General features: G+C 31.0%; 32 protein-coding genes. 31 read left to right on the forward strand and 1 reads right to left on the reverse strand.

Annotated elements, in window-relative coordinates; translation table 11 throughout:
- Nucleotides 1–2: 2 nt before the first annotated feature.
- The 12 genes from NH286_RS02520 (at nucleotide 3) to NH286_RS02575 (ending at nucleotide 10,884) form a co-directional block, all read left to right on the forward strand.
- Entirely contained in the window at nucleotides 3–2,183 is a 2,181-nt protein-coding gene (locus tag NH286_RS02520; RefSeq protein ID WP_265236609.1) for a RelA/SpoT family protein, read from the forward strand.
- Nucleotides 2,183–2,632, forward strand: a complete 450-nt coding sequence (gene dtd, locus NH286_RS02525) for a D-aminoacyl-tRNA deacylase (RefSeq protein WP_265236611.1) — start codon at nucleotides 2,183–2,185, stop codon at nucleotides 2,630–2,632. The genes NH286_RS02520 and dtd overlap by 1 nt, the downstream gene beginning before the upstream one ends.
- The gene (locus NH286_RS02530; RefSeq protein WP_265236613.1) at nucleotides 2,632–3,234 is read left to right on the forward strand and encodes an MBL fold metallo-hydrolase; all 603 of its coding nucleotides are present in this window, start codon (nucleotides 2,632–2,634) and stop codon (nucleotides 3,232–3,234) included. Before dtd ends, NH286_RS02530 begins: the two co-directional genes overlap by 1 nt.
- An 11-nt stretch (nucleotides 3,235–3,245) precedes the next feature.
- Nucleotides 3,246–4,994, forward strand: a complete 1,749-nt coding sequence (aspS, locus tag NH286_RS02535; RefSeq protein ID WP_265236615.1) for an aspartate--tRNA ligase — start codon at nucleotides 3,246–3,248, stop codon at nucleotides 4,992–4,994.
- Between the two features lie 6 nt (nucleotides 4,995–5,000).
- The gene (locus NH286_RS02540) at nucleotides 5,001–5,414 is read left to right on the forward strand and encodes a SoxR reducing system RseC family protein (RefSeq protein WP_106460225.1); all 414 of its coding nucleotides are present in this window, start codon (nucleotides 5,001–5,003) and stop codon (nucleotides 5,412–5,414) included.
- A gap of 43 nt (nucleotides 5,415–5,457) precedes the next feature.
- On the forward strand, nucleotides 5,458–6,777 hold the full coding sequence (gene der, locus NH286_RS02545) for a ribosome biogenesis GTPase Der (protein ID WP_106460226.1): 1,320 nt from the start codon (nucleotides 5,458–5,460) through the stop codon (nucleotides 6,775–6,777).
- Nucleotides 6,774–7,352 carry a glycerol-3-phosphate 1-O-acyltransferase PlsY gene (gene plsY, locus NH286_RS02550; RefSeq protein WP_265236618.1) on the forward strand — a complete coding sequence of 193 codons (579 nt, stop codon included), beginning with the start codon at nucleotides 6,774–6,776 and terminating at the stop codon, nucleotides 7,350–7,352. Before der ends, plsY begins: the two co-directional genes overlap by 4 nt.
- A gap of 8 nt (nucleotides 7,353–7,360) precedes the next feature.
- Nucleotides 7,361–8,344, forward strand: a complete 984-nt coding sequence (locus NH286_RS02555; protein ID WP_265236620.1) for an NAD(P)H-dependent glycerol-3-phosphate dehydrogenase — start codon at nucleotides 7,361–7,363, stop codon at nucleotides 8,342–8,344.
- 65 nt (nucleotides 8,345–8,409) lie between these two features.
- Entirely contained in the window at nucleotides 8,410–8,970 is a 561-nt protein-coding gene (locus tag NH286_RS02560; RefSeq protein WP_265236622.1) for a cell division protein SepF, read from the forward strand.
- A 93-nt stretch (nucleotides 8,971–9,063) separates the two neighbouring features.
- Entirely contained in the window at nucleotides 9,064–9,765 is a 702-nt protein-coding gene (locus NH286_RS02565) for a YlmH/Sll1252 family protein (RefSeq protein ID WP_321160843.1), read from the forward strand.
- Nucleotides 9,762–10,202, forward strand: coding sequence for a signal peptidase II (gene lspA, locus NH286_RS02570; RefSeq protein WP_265236626.1), 441 nt, complete (start codon nucleotides 9,762–9,764; stop codon nucleotides 10,200–10,202). Before NH286_RS02565 ends, lspA begins: the two co-directional genes overlap by 4 nt.
- A complete protein-coding gene (locus tag NH286_RS02575; protein WP_414826863.1) occupies nucleotides 10,189–10,884 on the forward strand; it encodes a uracil-DNA glycosylase in 696 nt (231 codons plus the stop codon). Before lspA ends, NH286_RS02575 begins: the two co-directional genes overlap by 14 nt.
- On the opposite strand, the gene NH286_RS02580 is transcribed toward NH286_RS02575, so the two are convergent.
- Nucleotides 10,879–11,793 carry a ribonuclease H-like domain-containing protein gene (locus tag NH286_RS02580; RefSeq protein WP_265213174.1) on the reverse strand — a complete coding sequence of 305 codons (915 nt, stop codon included), beginning with the start codon at nucleotides 11,791–11,793 and terminating at the stop codon, nucleotides 10,879–10,881. The genes NH286_RS02575 and NH286_RS02580 overlap by 6 nt on opposite strands.
- A 68-nt stretch (nucleotides 11,794–11,861) precedes the next feature.
- On the opposite strand from NH286_RS02580, the gene NH286_RS02585 reads away from it, so the two are divergent.
- The 19 genes from NH286_RS02585 (at nucleotide 11,862) to NH286_RS02675 (ending at nucleotide 25,563) form a co-directional block, all read left to right on the forward strand.
- The gene (locus NH286_RS02585) at nucleotides 11,862–12,971 is read left to right on the forward strand and encodes a cysteine desulfurase family protein (RefSeq protein ID WP_265213175.1); all 1,110 of its coding nucleotides are present in this window, start codon (nucleotides 11,862–11,864) and stop codon (nucleotides 12,969–12,971) included.
- On the forward strand, nucleotides 12,971–14,134 hold the full coding sequence (thiI, locus tag NH286_RS02590) for a tRNA uracil 4-sulfurtransferase ThiI (protein ID WP_265236628.1): 1,164 nt from the start codon (nucleotides 12,971–12,973) through the stop codon (nucleotides 14,132–14,134). The genes NH286_RS02585 and thiI overlap by 1 nt, the downstream gene beginning before the upstream one ends.
- Nucleotides 14,135–14,232: 98 nt before the next feature.
- Complete coding sequence (gene rplU / locus NH286_RS02595) at nucleotides 14,233–14,544, forward strand: 50S ribosomal protein L21 (protein ID WP_265213177.1); 312 nt, start codon at nucleotides 14,233–14,235, stop codon at nucleotides 14,542–14,544.
- Entirely contained in the window at nucleotides 14,544–14,861 is a 318-nt protein-coding gene (locus tag NH286_RS02600; RefSeq protein ID WP_106460236.1) for a ribosomal-processing cysteine protease Prp, read from the forward strand. Before rplU ends, NH286_RS02600 begins: the two co-directional genes overlap by 1 nt.
- Nucleotides 14,858–15,139, forward strand: coding sequence for a 50S ribosomal protein L27 (gene rpmA, locus NH286_RS02605; protein ID WP_072537410.1), 282 nt, complete (start codon nucleotides 14,858–14,860; stop codon nucleotides 15,137–15,139). Before NH286_RS02600 ends, rpmA begins: the two co-directional genes overlap by 4 nt.
- 53 nt (nucleotides 15,140–15,192) lie before the next feature.
- Nucleotides 15,193–16,473: a GTPase ObgE gene (gene obgE, locus NH286_RS02610; RefSeq protein WP_265236629.1), complete on the forward strand. Its 1,281-nt coding sequence runs from the start codon at nucleotides 15,193–15,195 to the stop codon at nucleotides 16,471–16,473.
- Nucleotides 16,474–16,481: 8 nt separating this feature from the next.
- Nucleotides 16,482–16,766, forward strand: coding sequence for a ribosome assembly RNA-binding protein YhbY (yhbY, locus tag NH286_RS02615; protein ID WP_106460238.1), 285 nt, complete (start codon nucleotides 16,482–16,484; stop codon nucleotides 16,764–16,766).
- Nucleotides 16,766–17,362, forward strand: a complete 597-nt coding sequence (nadD, locus tag NH286_RS02620; RefSeq protein ID WP_265236630.1) for a nicotinate (nicotinamide) nucleotide adenylyltransferase — start codon at nucleotides 16,766–16,768, stop codon at nucleotides 17,360–17,362. The genes yhbY and nadD overlap by 1 nt, the downstream gene beginning before the upstream one ends.
- Nucleotides 17,355–17,939, forward strand: coding sequence for a bis(5'-nucleosyl)-tetraphosphatase (symmetrical) YqeK (yqeK, locus tag NH286_RS02625; RefSeq protein ID WP_265236631.1), 585 nt, complete (start codon nucleotides 17,355–17,357; stop codon nucleotides 17,937–17,939). The genes nadD and yqeK overlap by 8 nt, the downstream gene beginning before the upstream one ends.
- Nucleotides 17,914–18,222: a ribosome silencing factor gene (rsfS, locus tag NH286_RS02630; RefSeq protein ID WP_106460241.1), complete on the forward strand. Its 309-nt coding sequence runs from the start codon at nucleotides 17,914–17,916 to the stop codon at nucleotides 18,220–18,222. The genes yqeK and rsfS overlap by 26 nt, the downstream gene beginning before the upstream one ends.
- Before the next feature lie 24 nt (nucleotides 18,223–18,246).
- The gene (locus tag NH286_RS02635; RefSeq protein WP_106460242.1) at nucleotides 18,247–18,894 is read left to right on the forward strand and encodes a DUF655 domain-containing protein; all 648 of its coding nucleotides are present in this window, start codon (nucleotides 18,247–18,249) and stop codon (nucleotides 18,892–18,894) included.
- An 8-nt stretch (nucleotides 18,895–18,902) separates the two neighbouring features.
- Nucleotides 18,903–19,304 (forward strand): RrF2 family transcriptional regulator, encoded by a 402-nt coding sequence (locus NH286_RS02640; protein WP_106460243.1) that lies wholly within the window; start codon nucleotides 18,903–18,905, stop codon nucleotides 19,302–19,304.
- Between the two features lie 9 nt (nucleotides 19,305–19,313).
- Nucleotides 19,314–21,932: an alanine--tRNA ligase gene (gene alaS / locus NH286_RS02645; RefSeq protein WP_265213192.1), complete on the forward strand. Its 2,619-nt coding sequence runs from the start codon at nucleotides 19,314–19,316 to the stop codon at nucleotides 21,930–21,932.
- A 4-nt stretch (nucleotides 21,933–21,936) separates the two neighbouring features.
- Complete coding sequence (locus NH286_RS02650) at nucleotides 21,937–22,197, forward strand: IreB family regulatory phosphoprotein (RefSeq protein ID WP_106460245.1); 261 nt, start codon at nucleotides 21,937–21,939, stop codon at nucleotides 22,195–22,197.
- The gene (gene ruvX, locus NH286_RS02655) at nucleotides 22,190–22,609 is read left to right on the forward strand and encodes a Holliday junction resolvase RuvX (RefSeq protein ID WP_265213194.1); all 420 of its coding nucleotides are present in this window, start codon (nucleotides 22,190–22,192) and stop codon (nucleotides 22,607–22,609) included. Before NH286_RS02650 ends, ruvX begins: the two co-directional genes overlap by 8 nt.
- The gene (locus NH286_RS02660; RefSeq protein WP_265213196.1) at nucleotides 22,602–22,844 is read left to right on the forward strand and encodes a DUF1292 domain-containing protein; all 243 of its coding nucleotides are present in this window, start codon (nucleotides 22,602–22,604) and stop codon (nucleotides 22,842–22,844) included. The genes ruvX and NH286_RS02660 overlap by 8 nt, the downstream gene beginning before the upstream one ends.
- Nucleotides 22,834–23,274 (forward strand): Fur family transcriptional regulator, encoded by a 441-nt coding sequence (locus NH286_RS02665; protein WP_106460248.1) that lies wholly within the window; start codon nucleotides 22,834–22,836, stop codon nucleotides 23,272–23,274. The genes NH286_RS02660 and NH286_RS02665 overlap by 11 nt, the downstream gene beginning before the upstream one ends.
- A complete protein-coding gene (locus NH286_RS02670; protein ID WP_265213199.1) occupies nucleotides 23,274–24,950 on the forward strand; it encodes a ribonuclease J in 1,677 nt (558 codons plus the stop codon). The genes NH286_RS02665 and NH286_RS02670 overlap by 1 nt, the downstream gene beginning before the upstream one ends.
- Entirely contained in the window at nucleotides 24,937–25,563 is a 627-nt protein-coding gene (locus NH286_RS02675; protein ID WP_265213201.1) for an O-methyltransferase, read from the forward strand. The genes NH286_RS02670 and NH286_RS02675 overlap by 14 nt, the downstream gene beginning before the upstream one ends.

Consider the following 25,563-nt stretch of genomic DNA (forward strand, 5'->3'; position numbering starts at 1 on the left):
TTATGGCAACAGATTTTAACAAAGAATTTATAAAATTTAAAGAAATTATACTAAATAATAATCCAAAGGCTGACATTGATCTTATTAAAAAAGCCTATGATTTTGGTGTGAAAAATCATGATGGACAGAAGAGAAATTCTGGAGAAGACTATTTTATCCACCCAATAGCTGTTGCCGAGAATTTATCTAATATGAAATTAGATGATCAAACTATATGTGCAGGTTTGATGCATGATGTTTTAGAAGACACTCCTGTAACAAGAGATGAAATGAAAGAAATCTTTGGCGAGGAAATAACCTTCTTAGTTGATGGTGTAACTAAGCTAAAAAACTTAAATTACAACTCTCGTGAGGAAAAACAAGCTGAAAATATTAGAAAAATGGTAATGGCTATGGCTAGCGATGTTAGGGTTGTTCTAATAAAGCTAGCAGATAGGCTTCATAATATGAGAACTCTTGAGTATATGACAAGAGAAAAACAGATCCAAATAGCTAATGAAACTATCGAAATTTACGTACCTCTAGCCCACAGACTTGGAATTTATTCATTAAAATGGGAATTAGAAGATTTGTGTTTTAGATACCAAGAGCCTGATAAGTATTATGAACTTGCTGAGATGGTAAGTGTAAAAAGACGAGAAAGAGAAGCATATATCAATGAAATAATTGATACTTTGACAAAATCACTTGCTAATACAAAAATAAACTTTGAAATTTCAGGCAGGCCAAAGTCTCTATATTCTATCAACAAGAAGATGGAAAGAAATAAAATTGCCTTTGAGGAAATTTACGATTTGACAGCTATTAGGGTACTAGTGGATACAATTGCTGAATGTTACGCTGTTTTGGGAAAGGTTCACTCAATCTGGAGACCTATACCTAATAGGATTAAGGATTATATAGGTCAACCGAAACCAAATGGATATAGGTCCTTACACACAACTGTATTTGGCGATGATTCAAGACCTTTTGAGGTACAAATCAGAACAAGGCAGATGCATAGAGAATGCGAATTCGGTGTAGCTGCTCATTGGAGATATAAGGAAAATAAAAATACCAAATCAGACTTTGATGATGCAATGAGCTTTTTAAGGCAAATTGTAGAATGGCAAAAAGAAGGTGGCAGAGAGCAAAATAACCAAGAATTTATGGAAACTTTGAAAAACGACTTCTTCTCAAGAGAAATTTATGTTTATTCTCCTGCAGGTGAAGTTTATTCATTGCCAATAGAGTCTTGTACAATAGATTTTGCCTATAAAATCCATACCGAAGTTGGTAATTCTTGCGTAGGGGCCAAAGTCAATGGCAGGATGGTGCCCCTAACCCATAAGCTAAAAACAGGAGACCTTGTTGAAATAATCACAAGCAAAAATTCTCAAGGGCCAAGCAGGGATTGGCTTAATATTGTACAATCAAACCAAGCCAAATCAAAAATAAAACAATACTTTAAAAGGTATGATAAAGAAGAAAATATTGAAATAGGAAAAAGTTCTGTAATAAAGGAGCTTAAAAAATATAAGCAACATTACAAAAGCCTCTTAAAGCCAGAATGGCTAGACGAGATATCTACAGACTTAGGGTTCCCATCAGAGGATGAAATGTATGCATCTGTAGGCTATGGAAGGACAACACCAGAGCAAATAAGCCAAAAACTTATTAGAAGAGAAAAAGAGCTTGAAAACCAAGAAAAAATAGATAAGTCTTTTGAAATTAACAATAGGGAGATTAAAACTCAGGTTACAAACGAGATTAGAGTTTCTGATTTAACGGAAGATGTTGAGGTTAAATTTGCAAAATGTTGTACACCAGTTCCAGGGGACCCATTAGTCGGCTTTATAACCAAGGGTAATGGTATATCAGTCCACGTAAAGACTTGCCCAAATATAATAAATTCTAAGTCACCAGAAAGACTCATAGATGTTTATTGGCAAAATCTAACCACTGACAAATTCCCTGTTAAGATTCAAATAATTTCTCTAAATAGTCCATCAACTTTATTTGAGGTATCAAAGATAATTTCGACATTTGATGTCAATATTCTAAGCATAAATGCGAGAACAGATTCTGATGAAGGAATAATGGATCTTATAATTGAGGTTAAAAGCACGCAAGAATTAGAAGATGTAATAAAAAAATTAAAGACGATAAAAACAGTATCGGATGTATTTAGGGTGAAAAATTAATGAGAGCAATTATACAAAAAGTTACACAAGCTAGTGTTGTAGTGGATGAGGAAAAGATATCTGAGATAAACGATGGTTACTTAATTTTATTAGCTGTTAAAGAAACAGATACAGATGAAGACCTTGCCTATATACAAAGAAAAATAAGCAATTTAAGAATATTTGAAGATGAAGAATGTAAGCTTAACCTAAGTCTCAAGGATAAGGGAGGAGAAATTTTATTAGTTAGCCAATTTACTTTATATGGAGATGTAAGAAAAGGCAATAGGCCATCCTTTACCCAATCAGCAAATTTAGAAAAAGCAAATGATTATTATTTAAAATTAAGGGATAATTTAATTGGAGAGGGATTTAAGGTAGAAACTGGCAAATTTCAAGCCCATATGCAAGTATCTCTTATAAATGATGGTCCAGTAACCATAATATTAGATAGTGAGAGGATTTTTTGATGAAAGTTAAAAGATTTACCCTAGGGCCAGTTATGACAAATATGTATGTGGTTTCAGTAGATGGTAAGGGCTTTCTAGTAGATTGTGCTTATCCATCTCCTGCCGTAGATAAGTATATCGAGGATAATAATATTAAGATTGAATTTATCCTTCAAACCCATACTCACTTTGACCACGTAACAGGACTTAAGTATTATAAAGATAAGTATGGTGTTCCAGTGTATGCTAGCGAAGATGCAAAAGATATAGCTGAAGATAAAAATTATAACCTAGGACATCATTTAGGGAATCTAGAAGTTCCAATTGATATTTATCTAAAAGATAATGATGTATTTATTAAATATAATATTAGAGCAGTTAAAACTCCGGGCCATACGATTGACTCAATGTGTTTTGTAATAGATAAGGCAATATTTACAGGCGATACACTTTTTAGGTTGTCAATAGGAAGGACAGATTTTCCTGGCGGTTCAATGGTAGAAATAATAGATTCTATCAAAAATAAACTTGCAAGCTTTGATAGGGATTATATAATTTATCCTGGACATAACGAAGAAAGCCTTTTGGGCTTTGAACTAGATAACAATCCATTTTTAAATTAATGGGAGGAAATATGGAATTTAAAAGAACAAATATGTGTGGAAGCCTAAGAATTGAAGACTTAGGTAAAGAAGTAGTTTTGATGGGCTGGGTTGGCAAAAAACGTAACCTTGGATCTCTTGTATTTATAGATTTAAGAGATAAGACTGGTATTAGCCAAATTGTGGTCAGAGAAGAAGATGCTGATAACTATCAGATAGCAAAAAGCTTAGCTCAAGAATATGTAATAGAAGTTAAGGGAAAGGTTTTTGAAAGAGAAAGCAAAAACTCTGAGATTCCAACAGGTGATATTGAAATAATCGCTGATAAGATCAATATCCTTGATAAGGCTAAGACACCACCAATTTATATCAAGGATGATGATGATGTTAGCGAAAATTTAAGGTTAAAATATAGATATCTTGATATGAGAAAACAATCTGTTCAAAGAAATCTAAAGCTTAGATCTGATATTGTTAGAACAATGAGAGAATATATGTATGACAATGATTTTACAGAAGTTGAAACTCCTTTTCTAACAAAACCAACCCCAGAAGGCGCTAGGGACTATCTTGTACCATCAAGAATAAACTCAGGTAAATTTTATGCTCTTCCACAATCACCACAGTTACTAAAACAAATTTTGATGATTGGATCTCTAGATAGGTATTTCCAAGTTGTAAAATGTTTTAGGGACGAGGACTTAAGGGCGAATAGGCAACCAGAATTTACTCAGCTTGACCTTGAAATGAGTTTTTCAAACCAAGATGATGTAATAGCAATGAATGAGGGTTTACTAAAGACTTTATTCGATAAGTACACAGACTATGACTTAAAACTACCAATAGCAAGGATGGATTATAGTGAAGCAATTGAGTCATACGGTTCAGACAAGCCAGATTTAAGGTATGGTTATAAAATTCAAAATGTATCTGATATATTTGTAGATAGTGACTTTAAAGTATTTTCAGACAATACATCAGACGGTAGATCTGTAAGGGCCATAAATTTTACAGGTTTAGAAGATAAATATTCAAGAAAACAGCTTGATAAATTAACAGATTTTGTAAAAGATTATGGACTTAAAGGTCTATCTTATGTTAAATTTAACTCAGATATGCAATCATCAATCAAAAAGTTCTTAACTGATGATATTATAGAAGGATTGAAAAATAAACTAGGAGCAAAAGAAGGCGATTTAATATTCCTAGCAGCCGATAAGGATAAAACAGTTCTAGAAGCCTTAGGAGCTCTAAGAGTAAAGATTGCCAAAGATAATAACCTTTACGAAAAAGAATATGCCCTAACATGGGTAGTAAACTTCCCAATGTTTGAATATAGTGAAGAAGAAGATAGGTATGTTGCACAGCACCATCCTTTCACTATGATGAACGAAGAGGACATAGACTTACTTGAAACTCAACCAGAAAAGGTAAGAACCCAAGCGTACGACATAGTTATAAATGGTGATGAGATGGGTGGAGGCTCAGTAAGGATTAATAATTCAGACCTACAAGAAAGAGTCTTTAAAGCTTTAAAACTAAGTAAGGAAGATATAGAAAATAAATTTGGTTTCTTTATTGAAGCCCTACAATATGGTACACCACCACATGCAGGACTAGCTTATGGTCTTGATAGGTTATTAATGCTATTTGCAAAAACTGATAATATCAAAGACATAATTGCATTCCCTAAGACACAATCAGCAACTTGTCCTTTAACAGAAGCACCATCAATCGTTGATGATAAGGCTTTAAATGAGTTAAATATTAAATTGAGGTGATAAGAAATGTCAATGACTAAAGAAGGTTTAGTTCTTGAAAATAATAATGGAAATCTTAAAATTCAAGTTGATAGGAATAGCGCGTGCGGCTCTTGTGCAGCAAATGGCTCTTGTGCAGAAAGAAAATCAACTATAATTGAAATGTTTTCAGCGGATGATATAAAAAAAGGAGATACAGTACTATTAGAAAGTGATGCGAATGAAATCAATAAACTTTCTGCTATTGTATATATATTTCCAGTAATAATGGTGATGATTGGAGCTATAGGCCCATCATTACTATTTAAAAATTCTAACTTGGATTTAAATCTTATTTCTTTATTAAGCGTATTAGTATTTTTAGCTATTTCAATCTTAATAATAAGAGGGATAGATAAGAATTTTAAAAAAGAACAATTAATGAAGATAAGAAAATTATGATAAGCGATATTGAATATTCAATATCAAACAATGGAGTGATAAAATGGCCTTACCAATAGTAACCCTAGTAGGTAGAACAAATGTAGGTAAATCTACGCTTTTCAATAGACTAGTTGGCAAAAGAAAATCAATTACTGAAGATATATCAGGAGTTACAAGAGATAGGATTGTCGATAAAGTAGAATGGCAAAATAATGAATTTCAGCTTGTTGATACTGGCGGTATAGATATATCAAGTAAAGAGATGATGAATGTCGAAATCAGAGGGCAAGTAGAAAAAGCTCTTCTTGAGACAAATTTAATACTATTTGTAGTCGATGGTAAAGAAGGAGTCAATCCTCATGATGTCGATATTGCAAATGAAATAAGAAAATATAATAAGCCAGTTATAATCGTAGCAAATAAAGTCGATAACATGATAATGCCAGATGATATTTATGATTTTTATCAATTTGGATTTGATGATTTGAAAATTATATCAGCAGAACAAGCAAAGGGACTAGGAGACCTATTAGATGCAGTTACGTCTTATATTGACTTTTCTCAGTTTGATTCACCAGAAGACGAGACAAGAATTGCCATAATAGGTAAACCAAATGCTGGTAAAAGTTCTCTTGTCAATCTGCTTTTGAATGAAGATAGGATGATAGTAACAAACATCGCTGGTACAACTAGAGATGCTGTAGATTCTTATTGGCAATACAATGACAAAAACTACGTCTTAATTGATACTGCTGGCTTAAGGAGAAAGGCAAAAGTTAAAGAAAACATAGAATATTATGCCAATCAAAGGACTTTTGATGCTGTAGATAGTGCAGAAATTTGCTTGTTTTTGATAGATGCTACAGTAGGAGTTACAGAGCAGGATGCAAAGATAGCCGGTTATGCTCACAACAATAAAAAAGCAATAATAATTGCAGTAAACAAGTGGGATTTGGTTGAAAAAGAGACTAATACAATGGCTGATATGGAAAAAAAGATCCGAGAGACTCTATCTTTTGCAATGTATGCACCAATTGTCTTTATGTCAGTTAAGGATAATAAAAGAATAGATACCCTATTAGATATGATAGAAGCTGTAGATAATAACTATAGAATGAGAATTAAGACTGGTGTTTTAAATACAATCTTACAAGATGCAATGCTATTAAATCCACCTCCACAAGATAAGGGGAAGAGACTCAAGATTTACTACATGAGCCAGGTAGGAACTATGCCACCAAAATTCTTGTTGTCAATAAATGATAGAGATTTAATTCACTTCTCCTATACTAGATATCTAGAAAATCAAATCAGACAAAATTATGCATTGACTGGTGTACCTTTTAGTTTTGTATTCAAAGAACATAAGGCAAAATCATGAAATATATATTAGTAATTCTGCTATCCTACCTAATAGGATCAATACCAGCTGGTTATGTGATTGGAAAAATATTTTTTAAACAAGATATAAGGAAAATGGGTTCTGGCAATGTAGGAAGTACAAATGCCTTGAGAAATTTCGGGAAATTAGCAGGTTTAGGAACATTTCTATTTGATTTTTCAAAGGCTATTGTTGCTTGCATAATTGGTAAAAAATTTGCTGGGGAAGAAGGAATTTATCTAGCGATGTTTTTTGTCGTCATTGGGCATATGTATAGCTTTGTCCTTAATTTTAAGGCAGGAAAAGGGATAGCAACAATTTTTGGAGCTTTAGTATATATCAATCCTGTATTTGCCCTAACTCTATTTACTGTTTTTTTAGTGGTGATGTTTGCAAGTAGAATAGTATCTCTTGCTTCTATGAGTGCTGCTCTTGTAGCTATTGTATATGGTATATATAAGTTTGGAATTAATAGCTTTACTATATGTTTATCTATTTTGGCATTGATGATAATTTATAAACATAAGGATAATTTTAAAAGACTTATCAAGGGTGAAGAGAAAAAAATATTTTAGGTGATTAAATGACAATATCAATTTTAGGAGCTGGTTCTTGGTCGACAGCTATAGCAAATATTCTAGCAGAAAAAGATGATGTTTTGATATATGCTAGAGATCAAAGATTGGCAGATTCCATAAATTCAAACCATATAAACTGTAAATATTTTCCAGATATAAAGATTAATGAAAAGATAAGAGCTACTTCTGATTTAAAAGAGATTTATGAAAATAAATATATAATCAATGGTATACCAACCCAAAATATAAGGTCAGTCTTGGAAAAATCTAGAGATTATCTATGCAGCAATCATGTTATTATCAACTTATCAAAAGGTCTGGAGCTAAACACTCATAAGAGAATATCAGAAATTTTTAATGATTTTAATAAGGATATTAAATTTGCAGTATTAAGTGGCCCATCACATGCTGAAGAAGTTATTTTTAAGATGCCAACAACAATAGTTTGCGCTTGTGAAGATGAAAGTTTAGCAAAAGAATTACAACAGCTATTTGTTAGAGACTATTTTAGAGTCTACTCATCACAAGATGTAGTAGGTGTTGAATTAGGTGGTGCTATTAAAAATATACTCGCTTTTGGAATAGGTCTGTCAAGTGGATTAGGATATGGTGATAATGCGAAGGCAGCCCTCATCACAAGGGGGATTCACGAAATGAATAGATTTGCGAAAGCATTTGGTGCAAACCCTAAAACTATAAATGGTTTAGCAGGAGTTGGCGACTTGATAGTGACAGCTACTAGTAGACATTCTAGAAATAATAGGGCTGGTATTTTAGTAGGTCAAGGTCTAGGCATAGAAGAACTTGAAAAAGAAATCCATATGGTTGTTGAAGGTATACCTACAACAAAGGCAGTTTATGAATTAGCTAAGGAAAAAAATGTTGAGCTTCCAATAACAAATGAGATATATGATGTTCTTTTTAAAGGTAAAGATTGTGACCAATCGGTTAAAGATTTAATGAATAGAGAAATTAAGAGCGAATATTAATTTTTACATATATTAAAATTAGGATATAATAAATGTAAGAATGAAAAAGAAAAAGGGTGGTTTATATGTTAGATAGGTTTAAAGAATTCATTGGAATTGATGATAATTACGATGATTATGATGATGAGCAAATGTATTATGATGACGAAGATACTAAAGAGGAAAAAAGTGAGCGTAAAACTTATAGTAATCTATTAGATGAAGATAAGACTTCATCATATTCATCAAACACATTTTCATCAGTCTCTTATGGTAAAAATGATACTAATACTTATAAAAGCTCATATACAAATAGTAAGGATGATAATGTAGTTAACATGAACAGCAATAATTTTTCTAGGAGTAATAACTTGAGAATATCAATTCAAGAACCATTAGATTATGATAATGATGGTCCAGTAGTAATAGAAGAAATCCTAAAAAATAGAGTAGTAGTTCTTAATTTAGAAATGGTTGACAATGACCTCAGAATGAGGATATTTGACTTTGTTAGTGGAGCAGTATATGCTCTCAAAGGTAATATGAAGAAAGTTACAAAAGGAATATTTGTAATTACCCCTAATGGTGTTGAGATAGATTCTTTTGTAGCAGATCAAATATCAGAAGGCAATTATAACCAATTATAGATCGATTAATTTCGATCTTTTATTTTTATGGCTTTAATATATAATCTCGACCATATTTTAGATAAACAGACAAAAACAAATATAAGGAAAGCCTTGGCTTTTTTAGAAAAAGCTTATTATAGAAAAGTCGAAACAACAAGCTTTTTCTTAGATCCCTATGAACAAAAAGTGATAAGTGATATTGCTACTAAAAATAATATCGATATTGCCTTTATTGGTGGTAACCCTGATTCTGAAAGAAAGATATTTGTTGCAAACTACTACTATCTACCTCTATATGAGCCTAATTATCTAAGTGTATTAGAATTTGATTCATGCGAAATAAGCCATCCTGATGTACTTGGAGCTTTATTAAGTTTAGGTGTGGATAGAAATCAGATAGGTGATATTTCTATACTAGGTGGCAGGGTAGAATTTGTTATCGATAAGGGCATAGCTTCTTTTGTAGAATTCAATTTAACAAAAATTAAAAATGAAACAATAAAATTAAAAGAAAAAGAGGATGCTCAAATTTCTTTAATTCCTTTAGAGTATGAGTATCACAAAGGCTTTATCTCAAGCATAAGGCTTGATAATCTCGTGGCAGAATTTATTTCTACCTCAAGAGCTAAGGCTAAAGAACTAGTTGCCAACAGGATGGTTAAGGTTGATTTTCAGACTATAGATAATCCATCATATAGAGTAAATGAATCTTCCCTGATTTCTATTAGAAAAAATGGAAGATTTATATATGATTCCATAAGCGGTTTAAGTAAAAAAGGAAACTACCACATAGAATATAGGAGAATTAAATGATATATATATTTATAATAATAGCTGGTCTAATTTTAGATAGACTTAGCAAAATTTACGCAATTAATAATTTTATAGCTAACCCAATCGAAGGTCCAATAATAAATCTCACTTATTTAGAAAATAGGGGAGCAGCTTTTGGGATTTTACAAGATAGGAGGATATTTTTCCTGCTTATTACGGTAGGAATAGTTTGTTATTTAATATATTATTTTATTAAAAATTATAAAAATAATCCTCTCATATTAAATGTAGCCCTATCATTTATTATATCAGGAGCTTTGGGTAATTTTTATGATAGGGCCTTTAATGGATATGTTGTAGATTTTATAGAGATCTCTTTTGTAAATTTCCCAATATTTAATATTGCAGATATCTTTGTCACAATAGGTTGTGCCTTATCAATAATATATATACTTTTTATTCATGAAGAAAATTAAAAACATTATAGGAAATGATTGGGATGAAATATTAGAAGCTGAATTTGCTAAGTCCTATTTTAAAGAAATAACTGATTTTTTAGAAGAGTCTTATAAAGAAAACACTATATTTCCTCCAAAAGATGAAATCTTTAATGCTCTTAGACTATCCTCTTATGAAGATACTAAGGTTCTTATTTTGGGCCAAGATCCTTACTATAATTTTGGCCAGGCAAATGGATTAGCTTTTTCAGTTAATGCAGGTGTAAAGATACCGCCTTCACTTAAAAATATTTATAAGGAATTAAAATCAGATTTAGGCATTCCAATCGCTGATACTGGTTCACTAGTTTCTTGGGCTAAACAAGGAGTGCTTTTACTTAATACAAGTCTAACAGTTGTGGAAAAGAAACCTAATTCTCATAAAAATATTGGTTGGCAAATTTTTACAGATGAAATTATTAAGATACTAAATAAGAAAGAAAGTCCATGTGTTTTCATTCTTTGGGGAAATAACGCCATAGCTAAAGAAAAATTCATAACGAATCCTAAACACTTAATTATAAAATCATCACATCCTTCGCCTTTATCAGCAAGGAGAGGATTTTTTGGATCAAAAGTTTTTTCAAGAACAAATCAATTTCTAAAAAAGAATAATGAAAAAGAGATTGATTGGAAAATAGAGACTCCAGATAGTTTATAGGCTATCGAGAGTCTCTATTATTTTTTTCGCTAAAGCTAAGAGATTTTTATAATTATATAAAAAATCTTGTCTGATAATTAAGAGATTTTCGTTAATTTCAGTATTTGAATTATTTGTAATATTTAAAGTATTAATTGCAACATGACCATTTGACCCATCTGGGAAATTTCCGTATAGGACGAATAGGTTGAGTCTTATCAAATTATCTTTTATTACTATTTGATAGTTGTCTTTAACCAAATATGTTTCATTCAGATTTTTATCTGATATAAATTCTATATTTGCTATGTCTTTATTAATATTAGCATTAGAGATGTAAATATTACCAAACTTTGTAGCAATTCCTAATTTTTCTTTAAGTATTTCTTTTATATCGGCAAGCTCGGCCGTAGCTATTAAATCATTCTCATTGTGCTTTAATATAGGATAAGGCTTATCTCTTTTTTTAAGGTCATCTTTTAGTTTAGAAATTACCTTGTATCTACTTGGATCATTTCTATTAATACCGATTAGTTTTTCTATATCGATAAGCTTCATAGAATCAAAATAGATAAATTTTGAACTTCTTTTAATTATCCTATAAATGTCGAAACTATCATCTACTATTATTGGAAATTTCTCATGAGCTAATAAACGTGAATTTAAAAATTCGAAGTCAAATATTTCCCCATTAAAGCTAATAACTCTTTTATCTTTAATTTCTCGTAAATATATGTTAAGTAATCTTTCTTCCTCACTATCATCTTCTGCAAAATATTGAAAGATATATGTTTTATTATTTATAAGTTTCACAAGACCAAGCAAAACAAGCTTATCCCTTTTAAAATCTAAGCCAGTAGTTTCAATATCCAAAACAAGGTCGTGACTTGTTATTTTATTTGATTTTAAATATTTTTTAATTGTAATCATAACATTATTATACTATAGATTTGTAATCTAACTTACTTCTAATATAATAGAAATATTAAGGAGTATGTATGATCTATTTAGATAATGCTGCGACTACAAAGATGTATGATGAGGCAATAAAAGCGTATGTAAAAGCTCAAGAAGAGACCTTTGCAAATCCAAGTGCCCTCCATTCATTTGGTATGGAAGCAGAAAATTTAATAAAAAAAAGTAGGAAATATATAGCTAGTGTTATCTCGTCTGCCGAGAGTGAAGTATTTTTTACAAAATCAGCTAGTGAATCAAATAATATAGCCATCAAATCTTTTGATGGGGTGGCGTTAACAAGTAAAATAGAGCACTCTTCAGTGTACGAAGCTTTTAAAAAATCTGATTTTGATAAAGTCATTTACCTAGATAACGATAAATATGGTTTTATTGACCTTAATGATTTAAAAAAACAATTAAACAATGATATCAGTTTTGTATCAATAATATATGTAAATAATGAAATAGGTTGTATTCAAGATATTAGAAAAATTTCTAAAATTATAAAATCTTATAACAAAAATATTATTTTACATGTTGACGCAACGCAAGCTCTAGGGAAGATAAACTGTGATGTTAAGTCACTAGGTGTTGATATGATGAGTTTCTCCGCCCATAAATTTCACGGTCCGAAACAAATGGGTGGACTTTATATAAAGAAGGATATAACCGCAAAGGTTAAACCTATTTTGGATGGAGGCTATCAAGAAATAATATCATCTGGAACAAGCGATGCCCCATCAATATATGCTATGGCGATTGCCCTAAGAAAACAAATTGAAGCTAATGAGTATGAATATATTAAAGAAATTAACTTATATTTTAGATCTTTAATAAAAGATAGTATTGATGATTACTATATAATTTCTCCAGAAGAAAATTGTTCTGCATATATTCTAGATGTTGCTTTTGCAAATATTAAGGCTGAGGTTTTACTCCATATGCTGGAAGAAGAGGAAATTTATGTATCAAGCGGCTCTGCCTGCTCAAAGGGTGATGATAGCAGGATTTTATCTGCTATAGATTTAGATGAAAAATATATGGATGGGGCAATTAGATTTTCTTTCAGTGGAGAAATAAGCAAAGAAGACCTTGATTTTACAATAGATATTCTAAAAAGAAGTATTGAACTAATAAGGATGGTAATATAATGGAATGGATGATTGCGGTTAGCTTTGGCGAAATATTTTTAAAGGGTAAAAATAGAAATATTTTCTACAAACAAGCAATTAATAATATAAAAAGAAATATAAGAGAAATCAAACACGGAAAGATTTATACAGAATCTTCAAAACTCTATATTGAAGCTGATAGGCAAGATTTCGACAAATTAAAGGAAAATATCTTAAAGGTATTTGGGATTTCTTATCTTGCCTATGTTTTAAAAACAAATAAAGATCTTGATTCTATATATGAAGCAACAAAAGAGGTTGTTGATAACTCATATGCTGACAATAAATACACTTTTAAGGTAGAAAGTAGAAGAACTGATAAAACTTTTAAGCTAAAAAGTCCTGAATTAAGTGCGAAAATAGGTGGATTTATGCTAAGGGATTTCCCAAACTTAAGGGTGGATGTTCATAATCCTGATTTTAAGCTTTATATAGATGTAAAAGAAAATGTTTATGTATATGCCGATAGGTTTGAGGGCTTAGGAGGCCTTCCAATTGGTTCTTCAGGAAAGGGTCTATTGCTCTTATCCGGTGGAATTGATTCACCAGTGGCTGGGTTTATGGTAGCAAAAAGAGGAATGAAGATTGACTGCTTACATTTCCATTCATATCCTTTTACTTCAAAAAGAGCCTTGCAAAAAGCGATTGACCTAGGAGAAATTTTATCTGCATATACAGGCAAAATGACAATATATTCGATAAATTTAGCTGATATTTATAAGGCAATAAATCAAAACTGTGATAGGAGGGAAACGACCATCTTATCCAGGAGGTTTATGATGAGGATAGCCAATAAAATTGCTGAAAATAAGGAGTATCAAGCTTTAATTACAGGTGAAAGCTTAGGCCAAGTAGCAAGTCAGACTATAGAATCTATTTCTGTAATAAATGATTCATCAGAAAGGCCGATTTTAAGACCACTAGTTGCTATGGATAAGAAGGATATTATTGATATATCATATAAGATAGGTTCTTATGAAAAATCTATAGAACCATATGATGATTGTTGTTCAATATTTGCCCCTGATTCTCCACTCACAAAACCTAAGTTAAAATATATAAAGATGTCTGAAGAAAATCTAGATATAGAAAAGTTAGAGAATGAAGCTATTGAGAAGATGGAAATAATAGAAATATCTTGACAAAACTATTAAACAGAAGTAGTATATATGAGTAGACCGCTCAGCTAGGGCTCTGATCCCCGAATGCTGGCGAGAATTTAAGAAATAGGAGGATTTCCATGTACGCAATAATCAAAACAGGTGGAAAACAATATAAAGTATCAGAAGGTGACTTGGTAAGAGTTGAAAAACTTAATTACGAAGTTGGTGAAACTGTTGATTTTGAAGAAGTTTTATTAGTATCTAACGATGGAGATATCAAAGTTGGTAGCCCAGTTGTTGAAGGTGCAAAAGTATCTGCAACTGTTGAAGATCAAAATAAAGCTAAAAAAATCGTAGTGTTTAAATATAAACCTAAAAAACAATATAGAAAAAAACACGGTCACAGACAACCTTATACTTTAGTAAAAATTAATAGCATAAGTCTTTAATGATTAATGTTGATTTATTAATCGATAATAAGGACGAAATAGTAGGATTTGAAATCAAAGGTCATGCTGAATACGATGAATATGGCAAAGACCTTGTATGTTCAGCTGTAACCATACTTGCCTATACTTGTGTAAATAGTCTTGATAAATATGCTGATGATGTGATTTTTACAGATGATGAAGTTATGATGTCTGTAAATATTACTAGTCCAAATAGGGATACAGATGTTATATTTGATTACTTTAAGACTGGCATAGAGACACTTTTAGGTAATTATAGCAGCTATGTAAAATTAAAATATAAGGAGAAATCATGATATTAAATATTAATTTACAAAGATTTTCAAGTAAAAAGGGAGTTTCATCTTCAAAGAACGGTAGAGACTCAAGAGCTAAAAGACTTGGCGTTAAAAGAGCTGATGGTCAATTTGTAAACGCTGGAACAATCATTGTTAGACAAAGAGGAACAAAAATCCACCCAGGTAACAACGTTAAAAGAGGTGCTGATGATACTCTTTATGCATCATGTGAAGGTGTTGTAAAATTTGAAAGAAAAGGCAAAAGCAGAAAACAAGTATCTGTTTATGCACAATAATTAAGAAAAATTAAGCTTGCCTTTGGCAAGCCTTTTTTTATGAAAGGATAAATATGATAGATTTAGCAAAAGTAAGCTTAAAGGCAGGCGATGGTGGTAATGGCGCAGTAGCCTGGAGAAGGGAAAAATATGAACCAACTGGCGGACCAGCTGGTGGTGATGGAGGAAATGGTGGCTCAATAATTATAAAAGCCACAAGGAACCTCTCAACCCTTGATGAATTTAGATATAAGAAAAAATTCCATGCAGAAAATGGTGAACAAGGCGGAAAAAATAAGAAATTTGGGAAAAAGGGTGAAAATTTAATAATCCCAGTTCCAGTAGGAACCATTATAAGAGAAGAAGAATCAAATATTATAATAAAAGATTTAAACAAAGATGGTGAAGAATTTTTAATTGCCAAAGGTGGTAGAGGTGGTAGAGGTAACGTCCACTTTAAAAACTCTATTAGACAAGCTCCAAGGTTTGCTGAGTCAGGAAGAAAAGGTCAAGAAATCAATGTAATCTTTGAGTTAAAAGTACTAGCTGATGTAGGACTTGTAGGCTTACCAAATGTAGGTAAATCAACTCTTTTATCCGTAATAAGTAAAGCAAAACCAAAGATTGCTAATTATCATTTTACAACAATTGATCCTAATCTTGGGGTAGTCCAAGTTGATAGTGAGAGAAGTTTTATAGTTGCAGATATTGCTGGTCTAATCGAAGGTGCAAATGAAGGACAAGGTCTAGGTCATGATTTTTTAAAGCATGTAGAAAGATGCAGGATACTAATTCATGTTGTAGATATAGCAGGACTTGAAGGAAGAAATCCAATTGATGATTTTAAGCTAATTAATAAAGAATTAGAACTTTATAATGACGATTTAGCTAAAAAACCAATGATAATCGCCCTTAATAAATCAGAATTAGATTCTAATAATAATGCCGAAGAGTTTATAAAAGAATTTGGAAATTCTTATAAAATTTTCAAAATATCAGCTGCTACCACTCAAGGTATAAAAGATATGATTGATTATGTAGCTTTTGATCTAGATAAGAGAAAAGAAGAAGAGTTTGCTCTTATGGAAGAAGTAGACGAAAACTTCTTAGATGAATTTTATAATAAAGAAATTGAATACGATCTTAACTTTACAAAAGAAGATGATATTTATATAGTTTATGGTAAAAGAATTGATAATCTAATAAAAAAAATAGATATAGATGATTATGATTCAAGAATGTACTTTGAATCAACTTTAAGAGAGATGGAAGTATTTGATAAACTAAAAGAAATGGGAATAAAAGATGGAGACAGTGTTGCAGTAGGCGATATTGTTTTTGAGTACTATGAATAGGAGGAAAAATGTTAACAGGAAAGCAAAGAGCTATGCTTAAGCAAGAAGCTCATGATTTTAAACCAGTGATAAATATAGGTAAATTTTCAGTGACAGATCAATTACTAGAAGCAATTGATGAAGCTTTAGAAGCTAGAGAACTAATAAAAATTAAAATATTAAATAATAATCTAGATGATGCTGATGAAATTATTGATACTATAATTAACAAATTAAATTGTGAGTTTATTTCACATATAGGATCAATAATTACAATTTACAGAAAAAACGAATCAAATTCTTATAACTTATAATGAGGATAGGACTTTATGGAGGAACATTTGACCCAATACATTTAGGTCATCTAATAGTGATGGAAAATGTGATTAATTATATGAATCTTGATAGAATTATCATATTACCGTCATCTAATCCTCCTCATAAAAAAGATAAGAAGATTACAGAAGTCAATACTAGAGTTGAAATGGTAAGCGAGGCTATTAAAGACAATGATAAGATAATCTTATCTACCTTTGAATCTACTGATCAGGTAATCAGGTACACCCACGATACAATAAAATATTTTACAGATTCTCTAAAGGAACATGAAATATTTTATATAATGGGTGAGGACTCATTTATGACTATAGATACTTGGAAGAATTATAAATATATATTAGACTCAAATATAATTGTTTTTTCCAGGGAGGGTATAGATCCTCATAGCAAACTTGTTGACAAAGTAAAAAACATTAGGAAAGATAATCCGAATATATTCCTAGTAAATAGTTTAAGTATCAATATATCCTCAACTCTAATAAGGTCTTTAGTAAAGGATGAGAAAAGTATTAAATATCTTGTAAAAGATGAAGTTGACTACATTATAAAACAGAGGAATTTGTATGCATAATCTTGATCATATTAAAGAAAAAATATTAGAAGATATAGGCGAAAAAAGATACAACCACAGTCTAAGAGTAGCTAAAACAGCAAGTAATTTAGCAAGGGTCTTTGGAGTAGATGAAAACAAAGCTTATCTTGCAGGAATCCTACATGATTGTGCAAAATACAATGAAAAGAGAATTATAAATAAGCTAGGAATTGATATTAAAAAGTATCCAGTTAGTTCAGAAAATGACCCAGTTCTTCATTCGTTTTTAGGAGCAGAATTAGCAAAAAAAGTGTATAATATTAACGATGAGGATATATTATCAGCAATAAGTTTTCATACTACTGGCAAAAAAAATATGACCAAATTAGAGAAAATAGTATTTATTGCTGATGCTATAGAACCTAATAGGGATTTTAAAGGAATTGAAGATATTAGAAGAAAATCGGTTGTTGATTTAAACGACACTATGCTTATGCTGCTTGACAGCAGTATAAAGTTTTTAATATCAAAAAAATCAATTATAAATCCACTAAGTATTGAAGCAAGAAATTACTTAATAGAGGAGAAAAATGCAAAAACTAGACATAATAGTTAAAACACTTGAAGACAAATTAGCCGATGATATAAATGTAATAAAATTAGAGGACTCTTCTGTAGCTGATTATTTTGTTGTAGCCACAGGTAACTCTGTAAATCAAACTAGAGCCTTAGCTGATTATATAGAAGAATCTTTGGCAAAAGAAGGCTATGATGTCTTATCGAACGAAGGATTAAGAGAAGGTGAATGGATTTTAATAGATGTAAGTGATGTTATTGTCCATATATTCACTCATAAACAAAGAGAGTTCTATGATATAGATAATCTATGGGAGAATTAACCCCATAGATTATTAGGAGTAAGTATGCCTAAAGATAGAAAAGACAAATTTATATTTGCAGCTATCATAGCTTTAGCCTTTTTAGTAGCCAATGTTTTTTCAGATAATAGTATAATTGATAAATTTACTAAAAAGGAAGAAAGCATAATTGTAAAAGAACCTGACCAGAAAAATAAAAATCAAAAAGAAAATGAAAAAGATGTAGACTCAGATTTAGAAAATCTTGATAAAAAAGTATACATATCTGGAGAAGTATTACATTCTGGTGTTTATGCTATAGAAGATGGTGATAGATTAGATGATTTAGTAAAAAAGGCAGGTGGGCTAACAGAAAGGGCAGATATAAATGCGATAAATCTAGCCTTAAGGTTAGAAGATCAGATGAAAATATACATACCTAATATTGATGAGAATCAAAACATAAATGCTGATAACCCACAAACATTAGGGCAAAGTCAATCTATTTCCAATCAAAGCTTACAGGCTAAAATTAATATAAATATAGCTAGTAAAGAAGAACTTATGACCCTACCTAACATAGGTGAAAAAAGGGCGGATGCTATTATAGAATATAGGAAGCAGAAGCGATTTGAGAAGATTGAAGAGATAAAAAATGTTAGTGGCATAGGTGATAAATATTTTGAGGCAATGAAAGATTTGATAACAGTATAGGGGTATATATGAAATTATCAACAAGAGGCAGGTATGGGCTTAGAGCAATATGCTATATAGCAGAAAATGAAAATAAGGGCTATATACCTGTTTCTGAAATTAGTGAGAATTTAAACTTATCAGAAAATTATTTAGAACAATTAGTAAGAATGCTAAGAAAAGATGACTTGATAAAATCAAGCCGTGGTCCAAAGGGCGGATACAAGATAAGTAAGCCACTTAAAGAAATTTCCATTGGTCAAATTCTAAGGAGCTTAGAGGGTGACTTAACAATGAGTGAATGCGTAAGTGGAAAAGTTGAGTGCGCTGAAAAATGTGATGCATATGATGTATTTACAAAATTAGACAGTCTAATAAATGAGGCTGTAGATTCCATAACTTTGGATAATATTGTCAAACATGAAATTTAAGGAGAACAGATGAAAAACTTAGGAATGAATGAGCTTAGAAAAAGCTACTTAGAATTTTTTGCAAATGAAAAAAAACATACACTTTTAAAATCATTTCCATTAACACCAATTGATGATGATACTCTTTTATTAATAAATGCTGGTATGGCACCTCTAAAGAAATACTTTACAGGTGAAAAAAAGATGAAGAATAACAGAGCCACTTCATCTCAAAGATGTGTTCGTACTGGTGACATAGAGAGAGTAGGAAAAACTGAGCGTCACGGTACATTTTTTGAGATGCTAGGTAACTTCTCTTTTGGTGATTATTTTAAGAGAGAAGCAATTAGCTGGGCTTATGAATTTCTAACTGATAGATTAGGTATAGACAAAAATGATTTATGGGTAACTGTATATAAAGACGATGATGAAGCCTATAATATTTGGCATGATGAAATAAAAATGCCAGCTGAAAGAATTCTTAGACAAGGCAAAGAGGATAACTTCTGGGAATTAGAAGTAGGACCTTGTGGACCATGCTCAGAAATCTTTGTTGATAGGGGAGTTGAAAGAGCTATTGATGAAAATGACAACATGCCTGGCAACGATGATTCAGATAGATTTATGGAAGTATGGAATCTTGTATTTACACAATTTAATAAAGATAACCAAGGCAATTATACAAATTTAGCACATCCAAATATCGATACAGGCATGGGTCTAGAAAGAATTGCAATGGTTCTTCAAGGAAAAGATAATATTTTTGAAATTGATGTAATGACAGAGATAATATCTGAAATTGAGAAATTATCTAACAAAAAATATAAAGAAAATAAAAAAGACGATGTATCAATCAGAGTTATAGCAGATCATGCTAAGGCAATGACATTTTTAGTTTCAGATGGGGTTATTCCATCAAATGAAAAACGTGGATATGTTCTAAGAAGACTTATAAGAAGAGCTTACAGACATGGTAAATTATTAGGTATTGAAGGCTCATTCTTAAATAAAATTGTTGACAAGGTAGTAGAAACATATAAGGCTGAATATGATGAATTAGTAGATAATCAAGATAATATTCATAAAGTTATAAGTGATGAAGAAAATAGATTCCAAAAAACAATAAACCAAGGATTGGATATACTTAATGATCTTATAGCTACAACAAAAGCAAACGGACAAAAGGTATTAGATGGGTCAGATGCTTTCAAATTATATGATACTTATGGATTCCCACTTGATCTTACAAAGGAAATACTTGAGGAAGAAAATCTTGAAGTAGATGAAAAGAAATTTGAAGAAGAGATGGAAAAGCAAAGAAATCTTGCAAGAAATGCTCGTAAGGTTGACAAGGGTTCAAACCATGATAATCTAATTACAGATCATATTGAAAAGACAGAATTTGTTGGTTATGATGAATTTGACGTCAATGCTAAAATAATAGCAATATTTGTAGATAATGAAGAAAAAGAATCGATAAAAAATTCTAACAAAGGTATAGTAATAAGTAATAAAACTTCGTTTTATCCAGAAGGTGGCGGACAAGTAGCTGATACCGGATATATATTAACAGATAATGGTAAGGCAAAAGTCATAGATGTACAAAAGAAAAATGATATAATTTTCCACTATGTTGAAATTGTAGAGGGTGAGCTTGTTGTTAATGACGATGCAGAATTCAAAATTAATTTGGAAAGAAGATATGATATTCAAAGAAATCACTCTGCAACACACTTACTTGATCAGGCATTAATCGATGTTTTAGGAAAGGATATAAAACAAGCGGGTTCTTTAGTTGATCAAAATAAACTTAGATTTGATTTTTCACATAATAAAGCATTAAGCAATGAGGAAATTTTACAAATAGAAAAAATAGTTAACGAAAAAATTAGAGCTGAACTTCCTGTTAAGAAGGAATACATGGATTATAAAAAATCAGAAGAAATCGGTGCTATTGGACTATTTGAAGATAAGTATAAAGAAACCGTAAGAGTTGTATCTATGGGTGATTATTCTAAAGAGCTATGTGGTGGTTGTCATGTTAATAATACATCTGAAGTCTTAATCTTTAAGATAGAATCTGAATCATCTGCAGCAGCTGGTGTTAGAAGAATCGAAGCTATCACAGGAAGAGCTGTTTATGATTTAATATTAGCTCAAGAAAATAAATTAAAGAGTATTGCTGATAGCTTAGATACTAAGGTTAATAATATTGAATCTAAAATAAAATCTATTAAAAATGCTCTGGATAACAAAGATGATGAGATTAAGAGATTAAAATCTCAATCAAATAAAGATTTATTTGGAGAGTTAAAAGAAAAAATCGAAGAAGTAAATGGCATTAACCTATTAGTAGCTAAATTTGATAATGTAAGCGTAGATGAATTAAGAGATTTGGAAAATAGGATTAAAAACCAATATTCTAATTTAGTCATTGTATTTGCAACTGTTACAGATAAGATCATATTCACTGTATCAGTAGATGATAATTTAACAGACAAATATAATGCAGGTCAAATTGTAAAAGAAATGGCAAAAGTTGCCGGCGGTAATGGTGGAGGAAGGAAAAACTTCGCACAAGCTGGTGGAAATGACATATCTGCATTAGATAAAGCCTTAGACAAGGCTTGTGAATTAATCAAGGAGTAATTTTATGACTGATAATAATAAGTTTAATGAAACTATGCTCTTTAAGAGAGAAGATGTAGAGAAAAATGATATTAGAGAAATATTAACTACAGTATATAAAGCTCTTGAAGAAAAGGGTTATAAGCCAAATTCTCAAATAGTTGGATACCTATTATCTGGTGATCCTACTTATATAACAGCACACAACGGCGCTAGAAAGCTTATTAGAGCAGTTGATAGAGATAAGATATTAGAAGAATTATTGAATAATTACATCAATGACTAGAATAATGGCTTTAGATGTTGGAGATAAGACCATTGGGATTGCTCTAAGTGACCCAATGCTTATTACTAGCCAACCATTAGAAACAATAAAAAGAACAAAAGTAAAATTCGATATCGATAGGATAGAAGAGCTTGTTAACGAAAATGAAGTTTCTACGTTAATAGTAGGACTTCCTAAAAATATGAACAATACTATTGGCCCTCAGGCTATGCGAGTTATAAGCTTTGTTGATCTTATCAAGAAAAGATTAGATATAGAGATAATATATCAAGATGAAAGAATGACAACGTTAGAATCTGAGGCAGTTCTTATTGATATGTCTGTAAGACGTGAGAATAGAAAGAAACATATTGATAAAATCGCTGCTAGCTTTATCTTACAAAGCTATTTGGATAGGAGAAATAATGGATAGCATCTTTTTACTGGATGAAAATAATAATGAAGTTGAATTTAATATAGAAGACACTTTCGGAATTGATGATAATAATTATGCAGCTTTAAAAAATCCAATAGACGATATGATATTAATTGTAGAAGTAATAAATGAAGCTGATGAAGTTATATTTAAATCCATAGAAGATCAGAATCAATTAAATGAAATAATTGAATTTTATGAAGAGATGAAAAGAGAAATTAATGAACATTGAACAAGTAAAGAAGATTTTTGAGAATAACAACCAAAAATTTACTAAACAAAGACAGCTGATATTTACTGTTTTGAAAAATTCTTCACAAAAGCATTTAACACCCGAAGAACTTTTCTCTATTGTTCATCAAGACCATAAGCAGGTTGGAATTGCAACTATTTATAGAACTTTAAATATATTTGAAGAGTTGGGTATAGTTAATAAACAAGAATTTACCGACCAAGCTTATACTTATGAATTAATAGACCCAGAAAGTGATCACCATGATCATATCATTTGTACAAAATGTGGGAAAATATTAGAAGATGAGTTTTTATCCGTGGATGAAGTAAAAAACTCATTGAAAGAAAATTATGACTTTGATTTGTCTTATTATTCTTTGAGGATTTATGGAGTATGTTCCGATTGTCAGAAAAATGAGGAGAAATAATGACAAATGAAAAGAAATTAAGAATAATCCCAATGGGGGGATTACACGAAATAGGAAAAAACTGCACAGTGGTAGAATATGGAAATGACATGATTATGATTGACTGCGGTCTAACATTCCCAGACAGCGAAATGTTAGGTGTTGACATAGTTATTCCAGACTTTACCTATGTAGAAGAAAATAAAAATAAATTACGAGGTATATTTGTAACCCATGGTCACGAAGACCATATAGGTGCAATCCCATACTTTCTTAAAAATGTTGATACAAATGTCTATTGTTCTAAGTTGACTAAAGGACTTTTAGGAAACAAATTTAAAGAGCACGGCTTAAATACAAACAAGATTAAAATGGTAAATGTAAATAATACAGTTAAGGCAGGAAGCCTAAGTGTAGAATTTATAAGAGTAAGTCACTCTATACCAGATGCTTGCGCTATAGCTGTTAAGTCACCAGTAGGAACAGTAATCTTTACAGGGGACTTCAAGATGGATTTCACTCCAATTGATAACGATCCAACAGATATACAAAGGCTTGCTGAACTTGGAAGAAAAGGTGTATTAGCCCTATTTGCTGACTCAACAAATGTTGAAAGAGAAGGATTTTCTGTAAGTGAAAAGACAGTAGGAGAAACCTTTATAAAAATATTTGGCCAAGCTAAGTCAAGAATTATAGTGGCTACCTTTGCATCAAACCTTCACAGAGTCCAACAAATCATTACAGCAGCAGAAAAATACAATAGAAAAGTTGCCCTATCAGGTAGGTCAATGTTAAATAACGTCAAGATTGCAACTGAGTTAGGTTTCCTTAAGATTAAAAAGAACACCTTAATAGATATGAAAGCAATTAAAAAATATGCTGATGATGAGCTTGTAATCCTATCTACAGGAACCCAAGGTGAACCTCTCAGTGCCCTAACAAGAATGGCAAATAAAGAACACAGACAGATTAGTTTAAACGAAACTGACACAGTTATTCTATCTTCATCACCTATTCCAGGCAATGAGATGGCAATTAATACAACAATTAACAACCTTACAAAAATTGGGTGTAAGATAATATATTCTTCTCTAGCTCAAGTCCATGCATCTGGGCACGCTTGCCAAGAAGAAATTAAACTTATGTACCAGTTAGTTACACCAAAGTATTTAATCCCTGCTCACGGTGAGATAAGAATGCTTAAAAAACATGCTGATATCGCAGTAGATATGGGCCAACCAAGGGAGAACATCTTTATAGTTGAAAATGGGGATGTAATCGAATTTAGTAAAAAATCTGCCCAAATAAAAGGTAAGGTTCAAGCAGGAAATGTACTTGTTGACGGATCAGGTATAGGTGATGTTGGAAATATTGTATTGAAAGATAGAAAGCATCTATCTGAAGATGGGCTAATGGTTGTATCCATAACCTTTGATAAACATACACAAGAATTACTGGCAGGACCTGAGATAGTATCACGTGGTTTTGTTTATGTAAAAGAAAACCAAGATATAATCGAAAATGCAAGAGATATCGTGTTAAGATCTATAGACAAATGTAAAAAAGACGATATTAAGGCCTTAAGTCAAATAAAATATCAGATTAGAGAAGACCTAAAATCATATATTTACAATGAACTAGGTAGGGATCCAATGATATTACCCGTAATATCTGGAATAGAAAATGGGAAATATTAACTATAAATACAGCTCCCAATTTATAGAAGATTTGCTTGAAGATGTAGATTTTATTGAATTAAGAAAATATGCCAAGGAAAATAGAGTTCCTATTATGAATAGCCAGACAAAAGAATTACTGGTAAGTCTAATAAAAATTGCTAAGCCTAAAAAAATACTTGAAATAGGTACAGCTATAGGATATTCTTCCTTAATATTTTCTAAGTATTCTGATGCACAGATTACAACAATAGAAATAGATGAAGAGACTGCAAAAATAGCAAATAATAATTTTAAGAAATATAAAACAAGCATCAACTTGATAAATAATGATGCTATGAAAGCCTTGAGAAGTATTGATCAAGGCTTTGATTTTGTTTTCATAGATGCTAATAAGTCTAGATACCTAGACTATTTTAAAATAACAAGCAAATTATTAAATGAGGGAGGGATCATTGTTGCAGATAATGTACTTTTTAGAGGTGAAGTTTGTAATGATGATCTGATAGAAAAACGAAAGATAACTTTAGTTAAAAATTTAAGAAAATTTTTAGCCTATATAACAAATAACGAGGATTTCATAAGTTCAATTATCCCCATAGGTGATGGACTTACAATCAGCGTAAGGAGATAA

The organism is Anaerococcus sp. NML200574, from assembly GCF_026131665.1.
In the GTDB taxonomy this organism is placed as follows: Bacteria; Bacillota; Clostridia; order Tissierellales; family Peptoniphilaceae; genus Anaerococcus; species Anaerococcus kampingae.

Excerpts from the sequence above, each read along its gene's own strand:
- NH286_RS02640 (WP_106460243.1), top strand. The coding sequence starts at position 18,903 with ATGAAATTATCAACAAGAGGCAGGTATGGGCTTAGAGCAATATGCTAT.
- thiI (WP_265236628.1), top strand. The coding sequence starts at position 12,971 with ATGGAATGGATGATTGCGGTTAGCTTTGGCGAAATATTTTTAAAGGGT.
- alaS (WP_265213192.1), top strand. The coding sequence starts at position 19,314 with ATGAAAAACTTAGGAATGAATGAGCTTAGAAAAAGCTACTTAGAATTT.
- NH286_RS02530 (WP_265236613.1), top strand. The coding sequence starts at position 2,632 with ATGAAAGTTAAAAGATTTACCCTAGGGCCAGTTATGACAAATATGTAT.
- NH286_RS02670 (WP_265213199.1), top strand. The coding sequence starts at position 23,274 with ATGACAAATGAAAAGAAATTAAGAATAATCCCAATGGGGGGATTACAC.
- NH286_RS02585 (WP_265213175.1), top strand. The coding sequence starts at position 11,862 with ATGATCTATTTAGATAATGCTGCGACTACAAAGATGTATGATGAGGCA.
- plsY (WP_265236618.1), top strand. The coding sequence starts at position 6,774 with ATGAAATATATATTAGTAATTCTGCTATCCTACCTAATAGGATCAATA.
- NH286_RS02520 (WP_265236609.1), top strand. The coding sequence starts at position 3 with ATGGCAACAGATTTTAACAAAGAATTTATAAAATTTAAAGAAATTATA.
- dtd (WP_265236611.1), top strand. The coding sequence starts at position 2,183 with ATGAGAGCAATTATACAAAAAGTTACACAAGCTAGTGTTGTAGTGGAT.
- nadD (WP_265236630.1), top strand. The coding sequence starts at position 16,766 with ATGAGGATAGGACTTTATGGAGGAACATTTGACCCAATACATTTAGGT.
- yqeK (WP_265236631.1), top strand. The coding sequence starts at position 17,355 with ATGCATAATCTTGATCATATTAAAGAAAAAATATTAGAAGATATAGGC.
- rplU (WP_265213177.1), top strand. The coding sequence starts at position 14,233 with ATGTACGCAATAATCAAAACAGGTGGAAAACAATATAAAGTATCAGAA.
- obgE (WP_265236629.1), top strand. The coding sequence starts at position 15,193 with ATGATAGATTTAGCAAAAGTAAGCTTAAAGGCAGGCGATGGTGGTAAT.
- NH286_RS02675 (WP_265213201.1), top strand. The coding sequence starts at position 24,937 with ATGGGAAATATTAACTATAAATACAGCTCCCAATTTATAGAAGATTTG.
- rsfS (WP_106460241.1), top strand. The coding sequence starts at position 17,914 with ATGCAAAAACTAGACATAATAGTTAAAACACTTGAAGACAAATTAGCC.
- aspS (WP_265236615.1), top strand. The coding sequence starts at position 3,246 with ATGGAATTTAAAAGAACAAATATGTGTGGAAGCCTAAGAATTGAAGAC.
- NH286_RS02635 (WP_106460242.1), top strand. The coding sequence starts at position 18,247 with ATGCCTAAAGATAGAAAAGACAAATTTATATTTGCAGCTATCATAGCT.
- NH286_RS02555 (WP_265236620.1), top strand. The coding sequence starts at position 7,361 with ATGACAATATCAATTTTAGGAGCTGGTTCTTGGTCGACAGCTATAGCA.
- NH286_RS02660 (WP_265213196.1), top strand. The coding sequence starts at position 22,602 with ATGGATAGCATCTTTTTACTGGATGAAAATAATAATGAAGTTGAATTT.
- NH286_RS02600 (WP_106460236.1), top strand. The coding sequence starts at position 14,544 with ATGATTAATGTTGATTTATTAATCGATAATAAGGACGAAATAGTAGGA.
- NH286_RS02540 (WP_106460225.1), top strand. The coding sequence starts at position 5,001 with ATGTCAATGACTAAAGAAGGTTTAGTTCTTGAAAATAATAATGGAAAT.
- NH286_RS02650 (WP_106460245.1), top strand. The coding sequence starts at position 21,937 with ATGACTGATAATAATAAGTTTAATGAAACTATGCTCTTTAAGAGAGAA.
- rpmA (WP_072537410.1), top strand. The coding sequence starts at position 14,858 with ATGATATTAAATATTAATTTACAAAGATTTTCAAGTAAAAAGGGAGTT.
- lspA (WP_265236626.1), top strand. The coding sequence starts at position 9,762 with ATGATATATATATTTATAATAATAGCTGGTCTAATTTTAGATAGACTT.
- NH286_RS02560 (WP_265236622.1), top strand. The coding sequence starts at position 8,410 with ATGTTAGATAGGTTTAAAGAATTCATTGGAATTGATGATAATTACGAT.
- NH286_RS02575 (WP_414826863.1), top strand. The coding sequence starts at position 10,189 with ATGAAGAAAATTAAAAACATTATAGGAAATGATTGGGATGAAATATTA.
- yhbY (WP_106460238.1), top strand. The coding sequence starts at position 16,482 with ATGTTAACAGGAAAGCAAAGAGCTATGCTTAAGCAAGAAGCTCATGAT.
- ruvX (WP_265213194.1), top strand. The coding sequence starts at position 22,190 with ATGACTAGAATAATGGCTTTAGATGTTGGAGATAAGACCATTGGGATT.
- NH286_RS02665 (WP_106460248.1), top strand. The coding sequence starts at position 22,834 with ATGAACATTGAACAAGTAAAGAAGATTTTTGAGAATAACAACCAAAAA.
- NH286_RS02580 (WP_265213174.1), bottom strand. The coding sequence starts at position 11,793 with ATGATTACAATTAAAAAATATTTAAAATCAAATAAAATAACAAGTCAC.
- der (WP_106460226.1), top strand. The coding sequence starts at position 5,458 with ATGGCCTTACCAATAGTAACCCTAGTAGGTAGAACAAATGTAGGTAAA.